Source organism: Pseudomonas sp. R32 (assembly GCF_009866705.1).
GTDB classification, from domain to species: domain Bacteria; phylum Pseudomonadota; class Gammaproteobacteria; order Pseudomonadales; family Pseudomonadaceae; genus Aquipseudomonas; species Aquipseudomonas donghuensis.
This window is the reverse complement of the sequence record NZ_CP019396.1, coordinates 4,810,257-4,834,639: the sequence shown is the minus strand read 5'-3', so window position 1 is coordinate 4,834,639 and position 24,383 is coordinate 4,810,257. Positions and strand designations below refer to the sequence as shown.

Below are 24,383 nucleotides of genomic sequence, written 5' to 3'. Positions count from 1 at the left end.
GCCCGGCACTGGTGGTAAAGAGGATGGCTGTTAATAGGCACGGTCACGCCTCACTTTATGAATACAGGGAGCAGTCCCTGGCCTATTGGAAACCGTTTGTTCGGTTTCCCTTGATTTGGAGAAGCCAGATGGCACTCAGCGTTGAAGAAAAAGCAAAGATCGTTGGCGAATACCAGCAAGCCGCCGGTGACACCGGTAGCCCGGAAGTGCAGGTTGCTCTGCTGACCGCCAACATCAACAAGCTGCAAGGCCACTTCAAGGCCAACGGCAAAGACCACCACTCCCGTCGTGGTCTGATCCGCATGGTTAACCAGCGTCGCAAGCTGCTGGACTACCTGAAAGGCAAGGACACCACTCGTTACAGCGCCCTGATCGGTCGTCTGGGTCTGCGTCGCTAATAGCGGCCTGGCCAGTGGTGTGCACGGCGTGCTGCAGTCACCAGGCGGAGCCTTTGGCCCCCGTGCTGGTGAGCACGCCTTGTGTATCTATGAGGTTGGCTGTCTGTCTCGCCTGAGCGGTTTACCGCGAGGGCAGGGCAGGCTCCCAACCTCTAGTTTTATCTGGACTGCCAACAGGGCCGATTCCCTGTGCTGCCCAAGAATTCGCAAGAACCAGTTCCCCCAGAGCCACTGAAAAAGGTAGGAAACCGTGAACCCGGTAATCAAGAAATTCCAGTTCGGTCAATCGACCGTTACCCTCGAGACGGGCCGTATTGCTCGTCAAGCGTCCGGCGCCGTATTGGTCACCGTCGACAACGATGTCACCGTACTGGTGACCGTGGTCGGTGCCAAACAGGCCGATCCAGGCAAAGGCTTCTTCCCCCTGTCCGTTCACTATCAGGAAAAGACCTACGCCGCCGGCAAGATCCCTGGTGGTTTCTTCAAGCGTGAAGGCCGTCCTTCCGAGAAAGAAACCCTGACCTCGCGTCTGATCGACCGTCCGATCCGTCCGCTGTTCCCAGAAGGCTTCATGAACGAAGTGCAGGTTGTCTGCACCGTCGTTTCCACCAGCAAGAAGACCGATCCGGACATCGCTGCGATGATCGGTACCTCGGCTGCCCTGGCCATCTCCGGCATTCCGTTCGAAGGCCCGATCGGCGCTGCCCGTGTTGCTTTCCACGAAAGCACCGGCTACCTGCTGAACCCGACCTACGAGCAACTGGCTGCCTCGAGCCTGGACATGGTCGTTGCCGGTACCTCCGACGCCGTGCTGATGGTTGAATCGGAAGCCAAAGAGCTGACCGAAGACCAGATGCTGGGCGCCGTACTGTTTGCCCACGATGAATTCCAGGCTGTGATCCAGGCTGTCAAAGAGCTGGCCGCCGAAGCTGCCAAGCCGACCTGGGACTGGAAGCCAGCCGCTGCCAACACCGAACTGCTGAACGCCATCCGTGGTGAATTCGGTGCTGCGGTTTCCGACGCCTACACCATCACCGTCAAGGCTGACCGTTACGCTCGCCTGGGCGAACTGCGCGAGCAAGTGATCGCCAAGTTCTCCGGTGAAGAAGGTCAACCTTCGGCTTCCGAAGTCAAAGAGATCTTCGGCGAAATCGAATACCGCACCGTTCGCGAAAACATCGTTAACGGCAAGCCACGTATCGATGGCCGTGACACCAAGACCGTACGTCCGCTGAACATCGAAGTCGGTGTACTGCCAAAGACCCACGGTTCGGCGCTGTTCACCCGCGGCGAAACCCAGGCCCTGGTCGTTGCGACCCTGGGTACTGCCCGTGACGCGCAACTGCTGGACACCCTCGAAGGCGAGAAGAAAGACCCCTTCATGCTGCACTACAACTTCCCGCCGTTCTCGGTGGGCGAGTGTGGTCGCATGGGCGGTGCTGGCCGTCGCGAAATCGGTCACGGCCGTCTGGCCCGTCGTTCGGTCCAGGCCATGCTGCCTGCCGCCGACGTGTTCCCGTACACCATTCGCGTCGTATCGGAAATCACCGAATCCAACGGTTCGAGCTCCATGGCTTCGGTCTGTGGTGCTTCCCTGGCCCTGATGGACGCTGGTGTACCGATGAAGGCACCGGTTGCCGGTATCGCCATGGGTCTGGTTAAAGAAGGCGAGAAATTCGCCGTCCTGACCGACATCCTCGGTGACGAAGACCACCTGGGCGACATGGACTTCAAGGTAGCCGGTACCGCCAAAGGTGTTACCGCGCTGCAGATGGACATCAAGATCAACGGCATCACCGAAGAAATCATGGAAATCGCCCTGGGCCAGGCCCTGGAAGCGCGCCTGAACATCCTCGGCCAGATGAACCAGATCATTGGTCAGTCCCGTAGCGAACTGTCGGAAAACGCTCCGACCATGATCGCCATGAAGATCGACACCGACAAGATCCGTGACGTCATCGGTAAAGGCGGCGCGACCATCCGTGCCATCTGCGAAGAAACCAAGGCTTCGATCGATATCGAAGACGACGGCTCGATCAAGATCTTCGGCGAGACCAAAGACGCTGCTGAAGCTGCGCGTCAGCGTGTTCTGAGCATCACTGCCGAGGCCGAGATCGGCAAGATCTACGTCGGTAAGGTCGAGCGCATCGTTGACTTCGGTGCCTTCGTCAACATCCTGCCTGGCAAGGACGGTCTGGTTCACATCTCCATGCTGAGCGATGCTCGTGTTGAGAAAGTGACCGACATCCTCAAAGAAGGTCAGGAAGTTGAAGTACTGGTACTGGACGTGGACAACCGCGGCCGTATCAAGCTGTCGATCAAGGACGTTGCCGCTGCCAAGGCATCCGGCGTCTAAGAACGTAGCGTAAGAAAAAGGACCCCTCGGGGTCCTTTTTTTATGCCTGTAGGCATTGTCTTGCGGACTTGCATCTTGCATGCAGGATTTTGCCACTGCGTGCAAATTGCACGATTCGGGATTTCAGCTTTATATATAACTAGCTGATTTATAAGTAAAAAAGTCAATAGCAGCAGCTGGCACAAGCCCTGCAATAGTTCTCATACCCTGCTGCCAGGACTGATGGCGCAGACTTTTCGAAAAACAGGAGTGTCTCGTATGAAGAAGTTCGCTATTGCTGCCGCTACTGCCACCGCCCTGACCCTGACCCTGGCTAATGCGGCGTTTGCCCAACAGCCTTCCCAGGCTCCGCTGACTGTTGCTGCCGGTGAAGTCACCAAAGTCAAAGAAGCGACCTCTGACACCTGGATCACCACCAAGGTCAAAGCTGACCTGGTAACCGAGAAAGGCATCCCGGGCACCGACATCAAGGTCGAAACCAACAAAGGCGTGGTCTCCCTGTCTTCCGATGTGACCTTGACCGACTCGCAGAAAGAGATGGCGGTCGCCATTGCCAAGAAGATCAAAGGCGTTCAAGCCGTCTCGGCTGATGGCCTGAAAACCAACTGAGTAGTTGCTCCCGACTCGCTGACCCTTGCAGGTTCATGCGAAAGACCAAAAGGACTTGGTCACTCAAAGCCCCGGCACTGGTTGCCGGGGCTTCTTTTTTGGGGGGGATTTGTAGGAGCGGGCTTGCCCCGCGATCGGGGTTACTTCACTCCGCGTCCAGGTGCAGCGGCGAAATCACCCGGCCATCCGTTTCGGCCTGGCCCAGGCTGGCGTCTACGAAGTACACCCGGTCATCCGCCAGTTGGCCCTTGTCCACCAGGTAGTCCTTGATGCTGCTGGCCCGGGCCTGCCCCAGCTGGCGCAGTAGCAGTGGGCTTTCGCCCCACGACTTGAGCACCGCGTCACGCAACTGGGTAGTGCGCTGCTCGCGGTCCAGCTGTTCCCATTCGGCCGGTGGCTGCTGTTTCATGCGGGCGCGGTAGATGCCTTCGAGCATCGCCGGTTTGTCGCCATCCGGCACCTTCAGGTCGGAAGCCTGGGCTGGCACCTTGTCACCGCGACGCTGGAGGATCTTGTAGTAGGTACTCTGATACTCACGCTCCAGTCGCTGCTGGGCAATCAGCGGGCCGTCGCTGCTCTGGGCGCTGGTGCCTTCGATTTCCAGGCGCAGGGCAGGGCGTTCCTTGAGTGCGGTCGCCAGCTTGTCCAGGGCGCTTTGCGCATCCGGGCTCAGGTCACTGGAGCCGGCGGCAAAGGCCACGCTCCCCAGGTCCTGGGAATCACCGCCGCTGACCAGCCCACCAATGAACTTGAAGGGCGCCTGGGCCGCACGCAGCACCAGGTTGCGCAGGGTCTGCCAGACAATCGGCATGACGCTGAACTGCGGGTCGTTGAGGTCGCCGCTCACCGGCAGCTCGATGGAGATCTTGCCGTCGGTGTCCTTGAGCAGGGCCACCGCCAGACGAATCGGCAAATCGACCGCGTCCGGGCTGTCGACCTTCTCACCCAGTTGCAGCTGCTCAACCACCACCTTATTCTCGGCCTGGAGCTTGCCCTGGGTGATCACGTAGTGCAGGTCGATGTTCAGCCGCCCTTTGCGGATACGGAACCCGGCGAACTTGCCCGAGTACGGCGTCAACGTGGTCAGCTCGACGCGTTTGAAGCTGGTGGCGATGTCCAGGGCGGCCATCGGGTCAAAGGGGTTCAGTGAGCCTTTGATGGTCACTGGCGCATAGCGATCGACCTTGCCCTTGATATCGACTTTGGCAGGCTTTGGCTGACGGTTGTCGATGGTGCCGATCTGGCCATTGAGCTGCTGGATGGCCGTGGCAAAGTTGGGCGTCAGGCTGAAGTCGGCGAAGTTGGCCGAGCCGTCGTTGATGTCGATTTCACCGATGCGGATACCCAGTGGCTTCTCGGCCGGGGCCTTGGCTTTGCTTGGCGCTTTGGATTGCGCGGTGGCCGGCTGCGGGATCAGCAGGTCATCGACGTTGGTGGTGCGGTCCTCGTTGATCATGAAGCGCGCGTAAGGCTGTTTCAGGGTCACCTTGCCAATGGTCAGGGCATCACCGTGGCGGTACGACACAGCGTCGAGGTTCAGTTGCTGCCATTTGACGAAGTCGCGGTCCTTGATGGTGTCCAGCGTATGCAACTGGTTGACCTGGGCCTTGCCGTCGATGCTGAAGGCCAGCGGTGCGGTGCTCTTGAGGTCGACATTGAGGTCGCTGCCGAGCATGCCGCTGCGCAGTTCGAGGCGGATGTAGGGGCTGATGTAAGCCTGGGCGACGCGCAGGTCGATGTCTTGGGTGTTGACCTTGAGCTTGGCGGTGACGGGCGCCAGGTTCACCTCACCGGCAGCCTGCAGCTTGCCTTGTTTACCGACGCCGGTATCGAGCTTGAGGGTAAAGGGCGACTGATTGAGACTGTCGAAATTCTGCAGGTCAAGGTTCAGCGGGCCAACGTCCAGAGCCACTGGCTCTTTCTGCGAGCGGTCGGCCAGGTGTACCTTGTAATTGCGCAGTTGCACGTCCTTGAGCAGTACCTGCCATGGCTTGCTCGGCGCTTCAGCTGCGGCTTTGTCCTTGGCATCCGGCTCGGCGGTAGCGGGTTCGGCTTGCTCTTTTGGCGTGGCTTTGGCCGGCTGGCTGGCGAACAGTTTTTGCCAGTCGAGCTGGCCGTCGGACTCCAGCGCCGCCCAGGTTTCGAGCTTGTCGCTGCGGATCTTGCCGACGGTGACCAGTTGCTTGGCCAGGTCGATCGAGGTTTCGCTGACATCCAGACGCGCCAGGCGCGCCAGCGGACGGCCATCCGGGGCCTTGATGGCAAAGGGCGCGATGCTCACCGAGGCGTTGTCCAGCAGCAGCTCGGTTTCCTTGGACAGATTCAGCTTGTAGTGGGTATCGAGGCTGACCACGCCTTCTTCCAGCACCAGCGGCACGGCATCTCGGACATAGGGCCAGAAGGCTTTCATCTTGCCGTCGGTGACCTTCAGGGTACCTTCGGAGGCGATCGGTACCAGGCTGAAATTGCCGGACCAGTCGATGCGCCCGCCTGCCGGGCCATTGGCGACCAGGGTCATCTCGGTACTGTCGTCAGGCAGGGTGCTGAGGTTCTTCAGCTCCAGGTTCATCGAGTCGTAGAGGAACTCGATCGGCTCGCTCGGGCGCAGGTCCTGGAAGTGCAGGTAGCCTTCGCTGAGCTTGATGCTGCCGATACGCAGCGGGAATGGATCGCTGGCCGGCTCTTCAGGCTTGGGCTCGCTCGGTGGCAGCTTGAACAACTGAGTGAGGTTGAGGCTGCCGTCCTTGGCGAACAGCAGCTCGGTACGTGCCTTGTCCAGTTCGACCCCGTCCAGGTGCAGGGCGCCGCTCCACAGGCTGTCGAGCTGCAGGTTGGCGTACAGGCGTTCAAAACCGACCTGCTCCTTGCCCGGCTCGCCGATCTGCAGGCCCCAGAGGGTCAGTTCGAGGCTGAACGGGTTGAGCTCGATCCGCTGCAGGTGCGCAGGTACTGTGGCGTAATTGGCCAGTTGCTGGTTGACGATACGCAGGGCAACCCCTGGGAGAATCAGAAAGCCTAGCAGGCTGTACAAGGCCACTGCGGCCAGCATGGCGCCGAGGGCGCGTTTCAATCCTTTGGGCATGTGTGGCGTCGTCTGTCTCGAGCGGGAGTGGTTGGAGTATGGCACGTAAAATCGGTTCCGAAGATACCCCGAAAATTAACGATTTTTTGTTTCAGAGCTGAAGAATCAAGGTCTTCAATGGGGGCTGACCGTCCTGCGACGGAAAGTCGCCGGCGGGCTTGAGCACCTGCCAGTCGCGTACCGGCCGCCCGGCCTTGTCGGCGCAGCGCAGCACTTGCTCGCGCCAGTCGTCGACATTGACCTTGGCCAGGTTGTTACAGCAGATCAGTACGCCGTCCTCGGCGGTGCTCAACAGTGCCGGCTTGAGCAGGCTCTGGTAATCGCGCAGCAGGTCGACGGTGCCGAAGGCGCTCTTGGCCCAGGCCGGCGGGTCGAGAAACACCAGATCGAACTGGCGTTGTTGCAGGCGTGGGTACGACGGCAGCGTGTGGCCGCGGCGCTGGCTGACCGGCAGGCCGGCGAACTGGCGGATTGCCGGGAAGTAATCGGACTGGATGAAACTCATCGGCAGCAGTTGCGGGTTGAGTGCGCCGTTTTCCTTGCCGACGGCCAGGTTGCCTTCGGCAAAGTCCAGGTTGCACACCTCGCGGGCGCCGCCCGCCGCCGCGCTGAGGCCGACACCGCAGGTATAGGCGAACAGGTTCAGCACGCTTTTGCCGGCACTGTGCTGCTTGACCCAGCCACGGGCATTGCGCAGGTCAAGAAACAGCAGTGGGTCCTGCCCGGCATGGCGACCACGCACCCGGTAGTTCAGGCCCCATTCGTGGCCGACGTGATCGGCCAGCGCGGCCTCGCTGGCCTGGTACACCGGGTCGCGGCGGTCGATGCGGCTGTTGCCCTGGGAGCGGTCGTTGTAGACCAGCAGCAGCTCAAGGCCCAGGTGCGCTTCGACAGCGGCGTGCAGCTCCAGCAAGGCGCTGGTTTCGAGGCTGTGGTGGAAGCTCTGCACCAGCAACTGCGGGCCGTAGCGGTCGATGGTCAGGCCGCTGGCGCCTTCCTGGCTGCCATGGAACAGGCGATAGCAGTCGGTGCCCTGGGCATGCAGTTCGGCGAGAAGGCCCAGGCGGGCGTCGAGGGCGGCGCGCAGCGCCTGATTCAAGAGGGACATGCACGTGGCCTTGGTTTGCGGACGTGCAGTTTACCAGTTCAAGCCAGGGGAGGGGCCGTTGCGGCCCCTCCCGCGCTGATCAGCGTTCGATTGCCAGGGCCACGCCCTGACCACCGCCGATGCACAGGGTGGCCAGGCCCTTGCTGACATCACGCTTGATCATTTCGTGCAGCAGGGTTACCAGCACCCGGCAACCCGAGGCGCCGATCGGATGGCCCAGGGCAATGGCGCCGCCATTGACGTTGACCTTGCTGGTGTCCCAGCCCAGCTCCTTGCCCACCGACAGGGCCTGGGCGGCAAAGGCTTCGTTGGCTTCGATCAGGTCCAGGTCCGCCAGGTCCCAGCCGGCCTTTGCCAGGCAGCGGCGGGTGGCGCTGACCGGGCCGATGCCCATGATCGCCGGATCGACCCCGGCATTGGCATAGGCCTTGATGCGCGCCAGGATCGGCAGGCCCAGTTGCTGCGCCTTGGCGGCGCTCATCAGCAGCACCGCGGCTGCGCCGTCATTGAGCGACGAGGCATTACCGGCGGTTACCGTGCCGTCTTTCTTGAATGCCGGCTTGAGCTTGCCCAGCGATTCGGCGGTGGTGCCGGCACGCGGTTGCTCGTCGGTGGCAAACGCAAGCGGATCCCCTTTGCGCTGCGGGATCAGGATCGGGGTGATCTCATCGACGAAGCGCCGGGCTTCGATGGCTGCGGTTGCCTTTTGCTGCGAAGCGGCAGCGAAGGCGTCCTGCTCCTCACGGCTGATGCCGTACTTTTCCACCAGGTTCTCGGCAGTGATGCCCATGTGGTAGTCGTTGAACGCATCCCACAGGCCATCGCTGATCATGCTGTCGATCAGGCTGCTGTGGCCCATGCGCAGGCCGGTACGGGCCCCGGGCATGACGTAGTTGGCCAGGCTCATGTTCTCCTGGCCGCCGGCGATGATCACTTCGGCATCGCCGCAGCGGATCGCCTGGGCTGCCAGGTGCAGGGCCTTGAGGCCCGAGCCGCAGACCTTGTTCAGGGTCATGGCTGGCACCGCGTGAGGCAGGCCGGCCCTGATCGCGGCCTGGCGCGCCGGGTTCTGCCCGGCACCGGCGGTCAGTACCTGGCCGAGAATCACTTCATCGACCAGTTCGCCATCGATGCCGGTCTGGGTCAGCAACTGGCGAATCACCGCAGCGCCCAGGTCGACGGCGGGAATGTTGGCCAGCGCCCCCTGGTAGCTACCGACAGCGGTACGGGTGGCGGCAACGATAACGACATCTTGCATGGCGCAGGTCCTCACTCTTATTGGATTTGGCGTCAGAACGGTTCAGGCCCCAGGGCCTGGCTAGACCTGCATGGTGGCATAGATGGCCGGGCGAGGGCTATTGGCGCACCGTTCAGGCGATACCCATGCGCCGCCGGGCACGGTGGGCGGAACCATCGCGCATGGCCCAGCGCAGGACCGGTGCGGTGCTGTTGATGCCCAGGCGGATCAGCCGGCGTTGCAGCGGGTTCTGGCTCAGCTCGAGCATTGCGCTGGCCCAGTCGGGCAGCAGGTCGATCCCGGCACGCAGCATCAGGGCGCCCACCGGTTGGGCCAGGCGGCTAGGCGCCGGTGCGTCGAGCAGTACCTGCACCACTTCCTGGCTGCGGGCGTCGCAGATCAGTTGTGGGCGCATGGCCTGCAGGTAGTCGGCAATCTGCTGGCGCGAGCGCGGCACGTTACGGGCGCCCAGGCGTTCGGCGATCAGGGCGATCTCGGCATAGTAGGCATCCTGTTCGGCGATCGGCATGTGCGGGTTGCGATAGCGCCTATGGGCAGCCAGGAAGCTGCTGACCTCGGCTACATGCACCCAGGTCAGCAGGTCTGGATCGCTGGCCGCGTACGGCCGGCCGTCGGCGGCGCTACCGACTACCTGCAAGTGAATGGTGCGCACTTTTTCGATCAGCCAGTTGGCATCTTGAGTCGAGCCGAAGGTGGTGCCGGAGATGAACTGGCTGGTGCGACGCAGGCGGCCAAGCAGGTCCTGGCGAAAGTTGGAGTGATCCCACACGCCGGCCAGCGCCAGCGGGTGCAGCAGTTGCAGGAGCAGGGCACTGATGCCGCCGATCAACATGCTTGGGAAGTCGCCATGCACGCGCCAGCTGAGGCTGCCCGGGCCGAACAGCCCGGGGTCACCCTTGGGGTTTTCCAGGTCAAGTTGCCCCAGGGACAAACCGGTCAGGCTCATCACCTGGGTTTCGATACGGCGGCGAATCGCTTCCATGGCTACCTTGTCTGCAAGGCAGCCAAACAGGCTGCCGCTTAAATGTTCAGGCGTTTATCGATCAGGCCTTGGACCACGCTGGGGTCGGCCAGGGTCGACGTGTCGCCGAGGTTGTCGAGCTCGTTGCAGGCGATCTTGCGCAGGATGCGCCGCATGATCTTGCCTGAGCGGGTCTTGGGCAGTGCCGGCGCCCACTGGATCAGCTCGGGTTTGGCGAAGCTGCCGATCTCTTTGCTGACCAGGGCCAGCAGCTCCTGCTTGAGGCTGTCGTCCGGGGTTACGCCATTCATGGGCGTGACAAAGGCATAGATGCCTTGCCCCTTGAGATCGTGAGGGTACCCGACAACGGCGGCTTCGGCGATGCTGTCGTGCAGCACCAGGGCGCTTTCGACCTCCGCGGTGCCGATGCGGTGTCCGGAGACGTTGATCACATCATCGATGCGCCCGGTGATCCACAGGTCGCCGTCCTCGTCGCGGCGCGCGCCGTCACCGGTGAAGTAGTAACCCGGCAGCGGCTTGAAGTAAGTGTCGATCATTCGCTGCGGGTCGCCGTACACGCTGCGGATCTGCCCGGGCCAGCTGGCCTTGATTGCCAGCATGCCGCTGCCGGGGCCTTCGATCAGCGTGCCCTTGTCGTCCAGTAACACCGGCTGCACGCCGAACATCGGTTGGGTGGCGCAGCCGGGCTTGACCCGCCGGGTGCCCACCAGCGGGCTGATCATGATGCCGCCGGTTTCGGTCTGCCACCAGGTGTCGACGATGGGGCAGCGTTTTTCGCCGACGGCCTCGAAGTACCATTCCCAGGCTTCCGGGTTGATCGGCTCACCCACGCTGCCGAGCACGCGCAGGCTCTTGCGCGAGGTGCTCGCCAGCGGGCCCTGGCCTTCGCGCATCAGTGCGCGAAGGGCGGTGGGGGCGGTGTAGAAGATGTTCACCTGGTGCTTGTCGACCACCTGCCAGAAGCGCGAGGCATCGGGGTAATTGGGCACGCCTTCGAACATCAGGGTGATCGCGCCGTTGGCCAGGGGGCCGTAAACGATATAGCTGTGGCCCGTCACCCAGCCGACGTCGGCGGTGCACCAGAACACCTCGCCATCGCGGTAATCGAACACGCTCCTGAAGGTCAGCGCCGCCTGCAGCAGGTAACCTGCGGTGGTGTGCAGCACGCCCTTGGGTTTGCCGGTACTGCCGGAGGTGTAGAGGATGAACAGCGGGTCTTCGGCGTCCATTGGCTCGGGTGGGCAATCATCACTGACCTGCTTGATTGCGTCGTGGTACCAGAGATCGCGACCTTCACTCCAGTCGATCTCGCCGCCGGTACGTTTGATCACCACCACCGTACTGACGTCCGGGCAACTGAGCAGGGCCTTGTCGACGTTGTTCTTCAGCGGCACGCTCTTGCCGCCACGAATGCCTTCATCGGCGGTGATCAGCGTACGGCAATCGGCGTCGAGAATACGGTCGCGCAGGGCATCCGGCGAGAAACCACCGAACACCACCGAGTGAATGGCGCCGATGCGGCTGCAGGCGAGCATGGCATAGGCCGCCTGCGGAACCATGGGCATGTAGATGCACACCCGGTCGCCCTTTTTCACCCCGCGTTGCTTGAGCACGTTGGCCAGGCGGCAGACCTGCTGGTGCAGTTCGCGGTAGGTGATGACGCTGGAGTCGGTGGGGTTGTCGCCCTCACGAATGATCGCCGGCTGATCGCCCCGGGTGGCCAGGTGACGGTCGATGCAGTTGTAGCTGACGTTCAGTTGCGCGCCCTTGAACCAGGCAGCCCGGCCGGTATTCATGTCGCTCTGCTGGATTTGGCTCCAGGGCTTGATCCAGTCCAGGGCCTTGGCCTGTTCGCTCCAGAAGGCATCGGGGTCGTCGATGGACTGGCGGTACAGGCGCTGGTAATCGGCCTGGCTCAGTTGCGCCGCTTTGCTGACCGCATCGGCTTGGGGAAAGTCGCTGATATCGAACATGGCGGGTCCTGTTCTGACGGATTGTTTTTGTCAGGACAGTGTAGCCGCTGCCCCTGGCCGTGTTCGTTCGGCCAGGGGCAGCGCGGGCGATCAACCGCGGTGACGGCTGCGGAAGAAGTTGATCAGGCCCTGGGTCGAAGCGTCTTCGGCAGGCTCTTCGATACCGCCGGTCAGGCGTTGGTAAACGCCCTTGCCCAGCTCCTTGCCCAGCTCCACGCCCCACTGGTCGAAGGCATTGATGCCCCAGATGACGCTCTGCACGAACACCTTGTGTTCGTACATCGCCACCAGCGCGCCAAGACGACGCGGGCTGATGCGCTCGACCACCAGGGTATTGCTCGGGCGGTTGCCCGGGATCACCTTGTGTGGCGCCAGCTTCTGGACTTCAGCTTCGGCCATGCCTTTGTCGCGCAGCTCGGCTTCGGCTTCGCTGCGGGTCTTGCCCAGCATCAGTGCCTGGCTCTGCGACAGGCAGTTGGCGTACAGCCACTGATGATGGTCGGCGACCGGGTTGAAGCTGACCACCGGGACGATGAAGTCGGCCGGAATCAGCTGGGTGCCCTGGTGCAGCAACTGGTGGTAGGCGTGCTGACCGTTACAACCCACGCCACCCCAGATGACCGGGCCGGTGTCGTGGTTGACCGGCGTGCCGTCCTGGCGAACGCTTTTGCCGTTGGATTCCATGTCCAGCTGTTGCAGGTGCTTGGTGATGTTGCGCAGGTAGTGGTCATACGGCAGGATCGCATGGCTCTGCGCGCCCCAGAAGTTGCCGTACCATACGCCGAGCAAGGCCAGCAGCACCGGCATGTTCTGTTCGAACGGCGCGTTCTGGAAGTGCTGGTCCATGGTGTAGGCACCGGACAGCAGTTCCTTGAAGTTGGCCGTGCCAATGGCCAGGGCAATCGGCAGGCCGATGGCCGACCACAGCGAGTAACGCCCGCCTACCCAGTCCCACATCGGGAAGATGTTCTCTTCGCGAATGCCGAAGGCCACGGCGGCGGCCTTGTTGCTGGATACGGCGATGAAGTGCTTGTACAGCTCGGCTTCCGAGCCACCCTGGGCCAGGTACCAGGCGCGTGCGGCCTGGGCGTTCTTCAGGGTTTCCAGGGTGTTGAACGACTTGGACGAAACAATGAACAGCGTGGTTTCGGCGCGCAGCTTGGCCGACAGCTCATGGAACTCGCTGCCGTCGATGTTTGCCAGGTAATGGCAGCGCACGCCACGCTGGGCGTAAGGCAGCAGGGCTTCGGAGACCAGCTCCGGGCCGAGGAACGAGCCGCCGATGCCGATGTTGACCACGTCGGTGATCGGCTTTTCGCTGTAGCCGCGCCACAGGCCATCATGGATGCGGCCAACCAGTTCGGTGACCTGGTTGAGGACCTTGTGCACCTCAGGCATCACGTTGACGCCGTTGACGCTCAACTTGTCGCCCACCGGGCGGCGCAGGGCGGTATGCAGGGCCGGACGGCCTTCGGAGGCGTTGAGGATCTCGCCTGCGAACAATGCCTTGATTGCCTCTTGCAGGCCTACTTCGTTGGCCAGCTTGACCAGCAGGTCGCGGCTCTGGCCGTTGATCAGGTTTTTCGAATAATCGAGGAACAGCCCGCAGGTGCTCAGGGAAAACTGCTCGAAGCGTTTGGGCTCGGCATTGAATGCGTCGCGCATGCTGAAGGCCTGCATGGCTTCGCGGTGCTGCTGGAGCGCCTGCCAGGCGGGCAGGGCAGTAACATCATGGGGGGTGCGGTAATACGCCATCGCTGCAGGTTTCCTTATTGCGTGGACTGCCTTGGACACTGGAACCAGCGCCTTGTTTGCAGGCTGATGCCAATTATAGGCATGCAACCTGCGTTACAGGGAGAGGCTCCAGCGGGCGACCTGTTTACTTGTCGTCGAGAGTCAGGTGCAGGTTGTCGATCAGGCGGGTGTTACCCAGGACGGCTGCTACCAGGATTACCAAGTCACGGTCTTCCGGTGCTGCCGGGCGCAGGCTCAGGGCCTGGCGAATTTCCAGGTAGTCCGGGCGAAAGCCTGCCGCGGTCAGTTGCTGCTGACCGTTGGCGATCAGCGCCGGATAGTCGCGTTCGCCCTGTTCGATAGCCGCGGCCATCTGGCTCAGTACCCGATACAGCACAGGCGCCGTGGCGCGCTGTTCGTCGCTCAGGTAACCGTTGCGCGAAGACAGCGCCAGGCCGTCTTCGGCGCGCACGGTTGGCTCGCCGATGATCTGGATCGGCATGTTCAGGTCGCGCACCAGCGCACGGATCACCGCCAGTTGCTGGAAGTCTTTCTGGCCAAACACCGCCAGGTCCGGCTGGACCATGTTGAACAGCTTGCTGACCACCGTCGCCACGCCTTCGAAATGGCCTGGACGGCTGGCACCGCACAGCCCGTCGGACAGTTGCGGGACGCTGACGCGGGTCTGCCCGGCCATGCCGTCGGGGTACATCTCTTCGACGGTCGGGGCGAACAGCAGATGGCAGCCGGCCTGGAGCAGTTTTTCCTGGTCAGCGGCGAGGGTCCGCGGGTACTTGTCGAGGTCCTCGCTGGGGCCGAACTGCAGGGGGTTGACGAAGATGCTGGCGACGACGAAATCGACCCGTTGTGCGGCCTTGGTCACCAGTGCGGCATGGCCGCTGTGCAGGTTGCCCATGGTCGGCACGAAACCGATGCGTTTGCCTTCGCTGCGCGCGCGCGCCACGGCGGCGCGCAGTTCGCGGACGGTCTTGACTGTATTCATGCACTGAACCCGTGTTCGCTGCCGGGGAAGCTGACATCCTTGACGGCGGTTACGTAAGCCTTGAGCGCGCCTTGAATATCGCTCTGGCCGGCCATGAAGTTCTTCACGAACTTCGGTACCCGGCCAGTCAGCGACAGACCGAGCATGTCATGCAATACCAGCACCTGGCCGTCGGTGGCGCTGCCGGCACCGATGCCGATGACCGGGATGCTCACCGCCTGGGTGATTTCCGCAGCCAGCTCGGTGGGTACGCATTCGAGCAGCAGCATGGCTGCGCCCGCCTGCTCCAGGGCGATGGCGTCGGCGCGCATTTGCCGTGCCTGGTTTTCCTGGCGGCCCTGAACCTTGTAGCCACCGAGGATGTTCACCGTCTGCGGGGTCAGGCCCATATGGGCGCACACCGGTACGCCACGCTCGGCCAGCAGGCGGATGGTTTCCGCCAGCCAGGCGGCGCCTTCGACCTTGACCATGTGCGCGCCGGCCTGCATCAGCGCGCCGCTGTTGGCGAACGCCTGCTCGGTGGTGGCGCAGGCCATGAACGGCAGGTCGGCAAGAATCAACGCACCTTCGTTGCCGCGTTTGACGCAGGCGGTGTGGTAGGCCATCTCGGCATTGGTTACCGGCAAGGTGCTGTCATGGCCCTGCAGGACCATGCCCAGGGAGTCACCCACCAGCAATACTTCCACGCCGGCACGGCTGGCGGCCTGGGCGAAGGTCGCGTCGTAGCAGGTCAGCATGGTTATTTTCTCACCCTTGGCCTTGAGGCTCTGCAGGGTGGTCAGGGTTACTTCTGGCATGAAAAGGAATCCTCGTTCAGGCGCTGTGAAAAACGACTGCGTACAACGCGTGTATTCATCTTCTGGAACAGCACATCATCGATCGTGGTGTTTGAATTACGACCTGTTCCAGGCCTATATACGCCTTTTTGCGGCGCTCGGGGCGCCACGGGACGCCTATAGTCGTGAGCGAGGGGGCTGAAGTCAATTACCCTGTTACCGCATTGTTACTAATGCGCTGTTACGGGCGTTACCGGCTGGGGGAACGCCCGGCTACAGGCGTTCCAGACCGACGAACGGGCAATCTGCCAGTAATTGGGACAGGGGCCGTTGATCGGCCAGGCGGAAGTCTTCAGGGACCAGTTCGGCCAGGGGGTAGAGGACGAACGGTCGTGCCTGCATGTGGTAATGCGGCACTTTCAGGCGCGGCACATCGATAACCTGGTCGCCGTACAACAGAATGTCCAGGTCGAGGGTGCGCGGGCCCCAGCGTTCCTTGCGTTCGCGGCCCTGATCGGCCTCGATGGCTTGCAGCGCATCGAGCAGGTCCAGCGGCGCAACGGCGGTATCCAGCGCCGCCACGGCGTTGGTGTAGCGCGGCTGGCCCGGTGACAGCGAGTCGCTGCTGTAGAAGGCCGAAACCGCGGCCAGGGCGCTGTCACGCAACTGCCCCAGCGCCTCGACGGCGCTGCGCAGTTGCTGTTCGGGATCGGCCAGGTTGCTGCCCAGGCCAATAAAGGCGCGGATCATCTGTTACTCGCCTGCAGCGCTGTCGGCGCGCTTGCGCTTGCTCGGGCTGCGCTTGCGTTTGCGCGGGCCGGCACCGGCACCGGCACCTTCATCACGGCTGCCCAGCTCGCGGATCATGTCGCGACGCTCGCTGTCGTTGCAGTCCTGATAGTCGGTCCACCATTGGCCCAGGCCATCGGTTTCTTCACCCGCACTTTCACGCAGCAACAGGAAGTCGTAACCGGCGCGAAAGCGCGGGTTGTCGAGCAACAGGTCGGCACGTTTGCCACTGCGCCGCGGCAGGCGTTCCTGCATGTCCCAGATTTCGCGGATCGGCATGGTGAAACGCTTGGGGATTGCGATGCGCTGGCACTGTTCGGCAATCAGTTCGTGGGCCGCTTCGTTCATGGCCGGAATCGGTGGCATGCCACGGCTCTGCAGGCGCAGGGCGCGACCGGGCAGTGCTGGCCAGAGCATGGCGGCGAACAGGAAAGCCGGAGTTACCGGCTTGCCTTGCTTGACGCGCAGGTCAGTGTTGATCAACGCCTGGCTGATCAGGGTGTGGGTGTAGGTCGGGTGCTCTTCCAGCGCCTCGGCACTGGCCGGGAACAGCGGGTCGAACAGCTCCAGGTCAACGAGCATTTCGAAGGTGTCGGCCGCCTGCCCGGAAAGGAACAGCTTGAGCGACTCTTCGAACAGGCGAGCCGCCGGAATCTCGCGCAGCATTGGCGCCAGCTGGCGAATCGGCTGCACGGTGTGTTTTTCGATGCCGAAGTTGAGCTTGGCGGCGAAGCGCACGGCTCGCAGCATGCGTACCGGGTCTTCCTGGTAGCGCTGGGTCGGGTCGCCGATCAGGCGGATCAGGCGGTTGCGAATATCGTGCACGCCGTTGGCGTAATCGAGGATGCGCTCGCTGACCGGGTCGTAATACAGGGCGTTGATGGTGAAGTCGCGGCGTTGCGCGTCTTCTTCCAGGGTGCCATAGACGTTGTCGCGCAGAATCCGCCCACTCTCGTTACGCGACGAGGTGTGGCTGTTCTCTTCTTCGCTTTCCGGGTGGTTGGCGCGGAAGGTGGCGACTTCGATGATTTCACGCCCGAAATGGATGTGAACCAGTTTGAAACGGCGACCGATGATGCGGGCGTTGCGAAATTCGGCGCGGACCTGTTCAGGGGTGGCGCTGGTGGCAACGTCGAAATCCTTGGGGGTGATGCCCAGGAGTTGGTCCCGCACGCAGCCACCGACCAGATAGGCCTGGTAGCCAGCATTTTGCAGGCGCTCGACGATACTCACCGCATGACGACTGAACTGGCCACGTTGCAGCGAATGTTGACCGCTATTGATCACTTCAGGCGTGGTGCGCTTGTGGTGCGTGCCACGTACGGGAGGACGGAACGACTGGAACAGCTTCTTCAGCATGGGATGCACTGTTTGAAGGAATGTTCGGCCAAAAACGAAGAATGGCCGCATGATGGGCGGGGATTCTAGCATTTACTCGGAGGATGGTGTAGGCGGTCGCGTCGGACGACGCACAGGCGGGCTGGGGCGGGCAGAAACTACAAGGGGAGCCGAAGCTCCCCAAGAAGTAGTTGCGTGCTCTTATTGTTTTTTTGCCGGGCTTTTTGTTTTTGTTGAGTGCCCTGCCCACAAAAAAAGCTTGTGGGCGGTCTCCCTAATCGGGATCAAGAGCAAACGGATTGCTTTGGTCGCTGAGGTTGCAATGATCATGCGATCCAACCAGTTCAGGCCCTGCTTGAGTGCAGTTTTTATTGTTCTCTGCCTGGTTGTGGGGCAAGCCCCAAATACAACTCCTCTCCAAAAGAATCAGTTAGCTGCGCCTCCGCCGTCTTGTTCTTATTGTGCGTGAGCCGATTCGTCTTATTTTTATTGTCTTTTGCAGTGCTTGTTATTGTTCTTGTACCAAACATATAGCAGGTGCCGTGCCAACTTTTTCAAAACCCAGTAAAACAAGGGGTTGGAGCGGTTTTGAGCGGTTCGCAAGGCGAAAAAAAACCGGGGCTTCGTTACCGTAAGCCCCGGTTTTTGTTACGACTTTGTGGTGCGGTAACAGTTTGTCGCAAGGTAGCGGTGTTACCTGTGCCCACCCGCGCAAAGCGCTGAAACGGCTCAGCCCTCGCTGGTGGCACCGCTCTTGCGCCGCGGGATGCCCAGGCGCTGGCGCCGCTCCCACAGGCACTTGCGGCTGACCCCAAGCTTGCGCGCAAGCTCGGTCTCGGTCATGTGATCCTGATGCTCAAGGACGAAATGCTGGAAGTAGTCTTCCAGCGACAGGTCTTCTGTCGGCTCGTGGCTGGTGTTGTTGGCACTGCTGCTGGCGCCCGACAGGCCGGCGAACGGCTCGTCGTCTTCGAGATCGCTGAGCTCGATGTCGATACCCAGCAGGTCGGCGGAAATCTCCGGGCTCTCGCACAGGATCACTGCGCGCTCCACGGCGTTTTCCAGCTCGCGCACGTTACCTGGCCAAGAGTAATGCCGAATCGCCTGTTCAGCGTCGTGGCCGAATCGCAGGTCGTTACGTCCGACCCGCGCACTTTGGCGGGCGAGGAAGGCGTTGGCGATTTCGTTGACGTCGGTGCCGCGCTCGCGCAGGGCCGGCAGTTTGAGAGCGATGACGTGCAGGCGGTAATAAAGGTCTTCACGGAACTGGCCGACCTTGGCCAGGTTCTTCAGGTCGCGGTGGGTGGCGGCGATCAGGCGCACATCGACTTTTTGCGATTGCACCGAGCCGACCCGACGAATTTCACCTTCCTGCAGGACGCGCAACAGGCGTGCCTGGGCTTCGAGTGGCAGTTCGCCGATCTCGTCGAGAAACAGCGTGCCACCATCGGCGGCTTCGACCAGGCCGGCACGCCCGGCGCTGGCGCCGGTAAAGGCGCCTTTCTCATGGCCGAACAGTTCCGATTCGATCAGGGTCTCTGGAATCGCCGCGCAGTTCACCGAGATCATCGGTGCCTTGGCTCGTCGCGACAGGTTGTGCAGCGCGCGGGCCACCAGCTCTTTACCGGTACCCGACTCGCCCTGGATCAGTACATTGGAGTCTGTTGGCGCGACCTTGCGTATCTTGCCGTACAGGTCCTGCATCGGCGGGCACGAACCGATGATGCCGATCTCGCCATTGGCCGCAGTACTGGTCGCCGCCTTGTCGCCAGGCGCGGCCTTGCCGTTGCCACGTTCAGTCGCAACGGCCGGCGTGTTCTGCCGGTCACGCAGGATGCGCGCAACGGCCTGGAGCATTTCGTCGTGATCGAATGGCTTGGCGATGTAGTCCACCGCACCCATTTTCATCGAGTCGACAGCAGAACGCAGGCTCGCGTAGCTGGTCATGATCAGTACCGGGGTGCCCTGGCCGAGTTTGATCAGTTCGGTGCCGGGCGCGCCTGGCAGGCGCAGGTCGCTGACAATCAGGTCGAAGGTCGCAATGCTGAAGCGTTCCTGGGCCTCTTGCACCGAGCCGGCCTCGCTGACCTGGTACTGGTTACGCTCAAGCAATCGGCGTAGCGCCGAGCGGATGATGGTTTCGTCTTCGACGATCAGAATATGCGGCATTGATTCAATTCTCTCGACGGTCTCAGTTCACAGCGGACGTCGCTACGACATGGCGCGGCAGGGTCACTCGGATCCGGGTGCCGCGTTGGCTCTGGCTATCGGCCGGGCTGTCGATGGTGATTTGTCCATAATGCTCTTCCACGATGGAATAGACCAGAGCAAGCCCCAGTCCGGTGCCTTCGCCCGGGTCCTTGGTGGTGAAGAAGGGTTCGAACAGACGATCCATGATGTTTTTCGGGATACCGCTGCCTTCGTCCTCGACGATCAGGTCGACGGTATGCTCGCTGGCTTCGCTCTTGACCCGCACCGCGCTGCCGGGCGGGGAGGCGTCGCGGGCGTTGGACAGCAGGTTGATCAGCACCTGGGCCAGGCGTTGCGGGTCGCCCTCGACCCAGTGATCGGGGTCGCACAGGTTGAAGAACTGTACTTCGAAATTGCGCCGGTTCAAGGCCAGCAGACCGATGGCATCCTGGGCCACTTCGGCCAGGCACACCGGCTCGTCGCTGTGCTGGTGGCTGCCGGCATGGGCGAAGCTCATCAGCGACTGGACGATGCGCGAGATGCGCTTGGTCTGCTCCAGGATCTGGCTGCTCAACTCGGTGATCTCGCCGTCCTCTTCGCGCTCTTCGCGCAGGTTCTGTGCCAGGCAAGCGATGCCAGTGACCGGGTTGCCGATCTCATGGGCAACCCCGGCGGCCAGGCGGCCGATGCTGGCCAGGCGCTCGGAGTGCACCAGCTTGTCTTCCAGGGCCTGGGTCTCGGTGAGGTCCTCGACCAACAACACCAGGCCGCTGTTGCCCGGTGCCAGCGGCTCGTCGATGGCCGCCTTGTGCAGGTTCAGCCAGCGGGTCTGACCGTCCAGGCCCAGGCGCTGTTTGTGCAGGTGTTCGTCGGGCACGTTGATGAAGCCCAGCAGCAGGCCGCGCCAAGGCTCGGCAATGGTCGCCAGGCGCGAGCCGACCACGCGCTTGGCGGGGATACCGGTAAGCTCTTCCATGGCCTTGTTCCACATCAGGATTTCCTGGTCCTTGGCCAGCGAGCAGACGCCCATTGGCAGTTCCTGCAGGGTCTGGCGATGGTAGCGGCGCAGGGCGTCGAGCTCGGCGGCAAGGCCGGTCAGGCGCGAGTGGTAGTCTTCCAGGCGGCTCTCGATGAAGTGGATGTCTTCGGTAACGTAATTTTCGTTACCAGACTTGTAGGGCAGGAAGGTCTCGACCATGTCCTGGGCCACGCTTGGGCCCATCAGGCCCGACAGGTTGGCTTCGATGCGGTCGCGCAGGCGGCGCAGGGCATACGGGCGGCGCTCGTCGAACGGCAGGTAGAGATCGCGCAGGGCCTGCTCGACTTCCTTCTGCGCAGCCTTGGCGCCCAGGGGCTTGGCCAACTGGGTGGCGAACTCCTGCGGCGAAGCGGCGTGCAGCTCACGGCGCTGCGGGCGACGGACGTTATCCACCGCACAGGCCTCGGCGGCACTGACTTCTTCGCTGCTGGCGTTGGTGAACAGCGAGATCAGGGTGAACAGCAGCACGTTGGCCGCCAGCGAGGCGATCGCGGCCATGTGCCAACTGGTGTCGTCGAGCACATAGATCATGTTCAGCAGCGGGATGTAGAAGCCCTGCAGGTTGCCCACCAGCGGCAACAGCATGGTCACCATCCACACCAGGATGCCGGCCAGCAAGCCGGCGATGAAGCCGCGGCGGTTGGCGGTGGGCCAGTACAGTACCGAGAGTACGCCCGGCAGGAACTGCAAGGTGGCGACAAAGGCGACGATACCGAGATTGGCCAGGTCCTGCTGGCTGCCCAGGGTCAGGTAGAAGCCAAAACCGGCGGCGATGATGGCGACGATCAGCGCCCGTCGGGTCCACTTCAGCCAACGGTAGATGTTGCCCTCGGCCGGCGGCTGGTACAGCGGCAGCACCAGGTGGTTGAGGGCCATGCCCGAGAGTGCCAGGGTGGTGACGATGATCAGCCCGCTGGAGGCCGATAGCCCGCCGATGTACGCCAGCAACGCCAGCGCCTGGTTGTTGGCGGCGATGCCCAGGCCCAGGGTGAAGTACTCCGGGCTGGTGCTGGCGCCCATCTTCAGGCCGGCCCAGAGAATCAGCGGTACCGCCAGGCTCATCAGCAGCAGGAACAGCGGCAGGCCCCAGCTGGCACTGACCAGTGAGCGCGGGTTGAGGTTCTCGGTAAAGGCCATGTGGTACATGTGCGGCATCACGATCGCCGAGGCGAAGAACACCAGCAACAGGGTACGCCAGGGGCCTTCCTGCAACGGTGTGTGCAGCGCGGCGAGGGCAGTCTGGTTCTGCAGCAGCCAGACTTCCAGTTGATGCGGTCCGCCAAACACACCGTACAGGGCATAGAGGCCGATGCCGCCCAGGGCCAGCAGCTTGATCACCGACTCGAAGGCAATGGCAAACACCAGGCCTTCGTGTTTCTCCCGCGTGGCGATGTGCCTGGAGCCGAAGAAGATGGTGAACAGGGTGATCAGGGCACAAAAGGCAAAGGCCACCCGCGCCTTGACGGGCTCGCCCGTGAGGATACTGATCGAGTCGGCTACCGCCTGGATTTGCAGCGCCAGCAACGGCAGCACGCCGATCAGCATGAATACGGTGGTCAGCGCCCCGGCCCAGGTGCTGCGAAAGCGAAAGGCGATCAGGTCGGCCAGCGATGACAGCTGGTAGGTGCGGGTAATCTTCAGGATCGGATAGAGCAGTACCGGCGCCAGCAAGAAAGCGCCGGACACCCCCAGGTAACAGGCGAGAAAGCCGTAACCATACTGGTAGGCCAGGCCCACCGAGCCATAGAAGGCCCAGGCACTGGCATAGACGCCCAGCGACAGGGTGTAGGTCAGCGGGTGGCGGATGATCGAGCGCGGGATCATTCCGCGTTCGCTGACCCAGGCCACGCCGAACAGCACCAGCAGGTAGGCGGCGCTGATCAGGATCATCTGGGTCAGGCTAAAGCTCATCGGCATCACGTTGGCTCTGCAGGATAAAGGTCACGACGATCAGGATCAGCCAGAGCAGGTAAGGGCGATACCAGGCACCGGTTGGCTCGATCCACCAGTCCATGATGGCCGGGGAGAACAGGTAGATCCCCACGACCAGAAGCAGGACCAAACGATAGATATACATGCTGGCCTCAAAGGTAAGGACGCTGCGGCTTGGACTTATTATTGGCGCAAATGGCTGCGGCGATGGTAACGGGCTTGTGCGTTTTTGCCAAAGAATTGAATTTACTAGGCTTTCTGCGTCGGGGTAACTGTCTGTGGTGGGGGCGGATCAGAAGGGAATCAGCGCAGGTCGGCCTCGGGCACGCTCAAGCGCCGGGGCAGGATGTCGGGGTTCCAGTGCAGTGCGGCATGGGCCAGTACTTCGGCCGGAGTGCCTTGCTCCATGCCCGCTTCGGTCGTCTGGCCCAGCGCGCGCAGGGCCCGCAGCAGCAGCGCAGTGGCCTGGTCGGCGGCCAGGGGCGGCGAGCGGTAGGACTTGCCCAGTTTGTGCCCGTCCGGCTGTACGATCAGCGGCACATGCAGGTAGCGCGGTTGCGCCAGCCCCAGCAGTTCCTGCAGATACAGCTGGCGCGGGGTGTTGTCGAGCAGATCGGCGCCGCGGACGATATCGGTCACCCCCTGCCAGGCGTCATCCAGCACCACGGCCAGTTGATAGGCGTACAGGCCATCACGGCGGCGAATGACGAAATCACCGACTTCGCGCCCCAGGTGCTGCTGGAAATGGCCCTGTACCCTGTCATCGAAATGGTAGACAAGCTCCGGCACCCGCAGGCGGATGGCAGCATTCTCGCGGCTATGCCCGGCGTTGCGGCACAGGCCTGGGTAAACACCGTTGTAACCTTCGAGCTGCTTGCGCGAACAGGTGCAGGCGTAGGCCAGGCCCTGACGGAACAGGCGCTCGAGCACTTCGGCATAGGCCTCGTGGCGCTGGCTCTGGTACACCACCTCGCCGTCCCATTCCAGGCCGTAGCTTTCAAGGGTGTTGAGGATCGCTGCCTGGGCACCGGGGGCTTCGCGGGGCGGGTCGATGTCTTCCATGCGCACCAGCCAGGTGCCGCCGACCGCACGGGCGTCCAGCCACGAGGCCAGGGCCGCGACCAGCGAGCCGAAGTGCAGGTAACCACTGGGGGTAGGGGCGAAGCGCCCAATATAACTGGAGTCGTTCATGGGGTGTGGAGCCTGTAAATCAAACGGGGCGCTTTGAGCGCCCCGTTGCGTTGCAAGTTGCTGGCATCACGCCTTGCCGACTTGCTTTTCCTTTTTCTCGGCCAACTCTTTGCAGTCAAAACACAGGTCGGCGGTCGGGCGGGCTTCCAGTCGGCGAAGGCCGATTTCAACGCCGCAGGCTTCGCACCAGCCGTACTCTTCGTCCTGGATCTTCTGCAGGGTCTTGTCGATTTTCTTGATCAGCTTGCGCTCGCGATCACGGTTGCGCAGTTCCAGGGCAAACTCTTCTTCCTGGCTGGCGCGATCGGCGGGGTCCGGGAAGTTGGCTGCCTCGTCTTTCATGTGGTCCACAGTCCGGTCCACACTGGTCATCAGCTCCTGCTTCCACGCACCGAGAAGCATGGTGAAGTGCTTGCGCATGGGGTCGCCCATGTACTCTTCACCCTTGGTTTCCTTATAGGGTTCGACACCGTACATGGTCTGACTGGCTTTTTGCTTTTCTAGGGTGGACATGAATAGACCGCCTCTCACTTTTCTAATCCATTGCGCAGGCTGCTCCATCTCCGGCGCCCGCCGGCCCTGCGACTGCGAGCCGCCGAACTTACCAGATCGAACCGGGGTGCGC

General features: G+C 62.4%; 18 protein-coding genes. 3 read left to right on the top strand and 15 right to left on the bottom strand.

Annotation, left to right across the window (positions count from 1 at the left end; all coding sequences use genetic code 11):
- Positions 1-128 precede the first annotated feature (128 nt).
- From rpsO to PspR32_RS22275, 3 genes are all read left to right on the top strand, one after another.
- Positions 129-398, top strand: coding sequence for a 30S ribosomal protein S15 (gene rpsO, locus PspR32_RS22285; protein ID WP_010222985.1), 270 nt, complete (start codon positions 129-131; stop codon positions 396-398).
- 250 nt (positions 399-648) lie between these two features.
- Positions 649-2,754 carry a polyribonucleotide nucleotidyltransferase gene (gene pnp / locus PspR32_RS22280; protein WP_010222986.1) on the top strand — a complete coding sequence of 702 codons (2,106 nt, stop codon included), beginning with the start codon at positions 649-651 and terminating at the stop codon, positions 2,752-2,754.
- 258 nt (positions 2,755-3,012) lie between these two features.
- Positions 3,013-3,363, top strand: coding sequence for a BON domain-containing protein (locus tag PspR32_RS22275; protein WP_010222987.1), 351 nt, complete (start codon positions 3,013-3,015; stop codon positions 3,361-3,363).
- A 145-nt stretch (positions 3,364-3,508) separates the two neighbouring features.
- Here the strand turns inward: PspR32_RS22275 and PspR32_RS22270 are convergent, their stop codons facing one another.
- From PspR32_RS22270 to dksA, 15 genes are all read right to left on the bottom strand, one after another.
- Positions 3,509-6,490: a DUF748 domain-containing protein gene (locus PspR32_RS22270; RefSeq protein WP_442966941.1), complete on the bottom strand. Its 2,982-nt coding sequence runs from the start codon at positions 6,488-6,490 to the stop codon at positions 3,509-3,511.
- A 46-nt stretch (positions 6,491-6,536) separates the two neighbouring features.
- Positions 6,537-7,553, bottom strand: coding sequence for a class I SAM-dependent rRNA methyltransferase (locus PspR32_RS22265; protein ID WP_010222989.1), 1,017 nt, complete (start codon positions 7,551-7,553; stop codon positions 6,537-6,539).
- A 79-nt stretch (positions 7,554-7,632) separates the two neighbouring features.
- Positions 7,633-8,811 carry an acetyl-CoA C-acetyltransferase gene (locus tag PspR32_RS22260; protein ID WP_159389177.1) on the bottom strand — a complete coding sequence of 393 codons (1,179 nt, stop codon included), beginning with the start codon at positions 8,809-8,811 and terminating at the stop codon, positions 7,633-7,635.
- Positions 8,812-8,923: 112 nt separating this feature from the next.
- Entirely contained in the window at positions 8,924-9,793 is an 870-nt protein-coding gene (locus PspR32_RS22255) for an oxygenase MpaB family protein (protein WP_036996915.1), read from the bottom strand.
- A 38-nt stretch (positions 9,794-9,831) separates the two neighbouring features.
- The gene (gene acs / locus PspR32_RS22250; RefSeq protein ID WP_036996913.1) at positions 9,832-11,766 is read right to left on the bottom strand and encodes an acetate--CoA ligase; all 1,935 of its coding nucleotides are present in this window, start codon (positions 11,764-11,766) and stop codon (positions 9,832-9,834) included.
- Between the two features lie 90 nt (positions 11,767-11,856).
- Positions 11,857-13,521: a glucose-6-phosphate isomerase gene (gene pgi, locus PspR32_RS22245; protein ID WP_010222994.1), complete on the bottom strand. Its 1,665-nt coding sequence runs from the start codon at positions 13,519-13,521 to the stop codon at positions 11,857-11,859.
- A gap of 124 nt (positions 13,522-13,645) precedes the next feature.
- Positions 13,646-14,503: a pantoate--beta-alanine ligase gene (panC, locus tag PspR32_RS22240; RefSeq protein ID WP_010222995.1), complete on the bottom strand. Its 858-nt coding sequence runs from the start codon at positions 14,501-14,503 to the stop codon at positions 13,646-13,648.
- The gene (gene panB, locus PspR32_RS22235; protein ID WP_010222996.1) at positions 14,500-15,300 is read right to left on the bottom strand and encodes a 3-methyl-2-oxobutanoate hydroxymethyltransferase; all 801 of its coding nucleotides are present in this window, start codon (positions 15,298-15,300) and stop codon (positions 14,500-14,502) included. Before panB ends, panC begins: the two co-directional genes overlap by 4 nt.
- 252 nt (positions 15,301-15,552) lie before the next feature.
- On the bottom strand, positions 15,553-16,029 hold the full coding sequence (gene folK / locus PspR32_RS22230; RefSeq protein WP_159389176.1) for a 2-amino-4-hydroxy-6-hydroxymethyldihydropteridine diphosphokinase: 477 nt from the start codon (positions 16,027-16,029) through the stop codon (positions 15,553-15,555).
- Positions 16,030-16,032: 3 nt separating this feature from the next.
- Positions 16,033-17,427 (bottom strand): polynucleotide adenylyltransferase PcnB, encoded by a 1,395-nt coding sequence (locus PspR32_RS22225; protein ID WP_174242309.1) that lies wholly within the window; start codon positions 17,425-17,427, stop codon positions 16,033-16,035.
- Between the two features lie 708 nt (positions 17,428-18,135).
- Positions 18,136-19,575: a sigma-54-dependent transcriptional regulator gene (locus tag PspR32_RS22220; RefSeq protein WP_159389174.1), complete on the bottom strand. Its 1,440-nt coding sequence runs from the start codon at positions 19,573-19,575 to the stop codon at positions 18,136-18,138.
- 22 nt (positions 19,576-19,597) lie between these two features.
- Entirely contained in the window at positions 19,598-22,552 is a 2,955-nt protein-coding gene (locus PspR32_RS22215; RefSeq protein WP_010223000.1) for a sensor histidine kinase, read from the bottom strand.
- The gene (locus PspR32_RS22210; RefSeq protein ID WP_003250005.1) at positions 22,536-22,712 is read right to left on the bottom strand and encodes a hypothetical protein; all 177 of its coding nucleotides are present in this window, start codon (positions 22,710-22,712) and stop codon (positions 22,536-22,538) included. Before PspR32_RS22210 ends, PspR32_RS22215 begins: the two co-directional genes overlap by 17 nt.
- Before the next feature lie 158 nt (positions 22,713-22,870).
- Positions 22,871-23,758 (bottom strand): tRNA glutamyl-Q(34) synthetase GluQRS, encoded by an 888-nt coding sequence (gluQRS, locus tag PspR32_RS22205; RefSeq protein WP_010223001.1) that lies wholly within the window; start codon positions 23,756-23,758, stop codon positions 22,871-22,873.
- A 66-nt stretch (positions 23,759-23,824) separates the two neighbouring features.
- The gene (gene dksA / locus PspR32_RS22200) at positions 23,825-24,271 is read right to left on the bottom strand and encodes an RNA polymerase-binding protein DksA (protein ID WP_010223002.1); all 447 of its coding nucleotides are present in this window, start codon (positions 24,269-24,271) and stop codon (positions 23,825-23,827) included.
- Positions 24,272-24,383 lie beyond the last annotated feature (112 nt).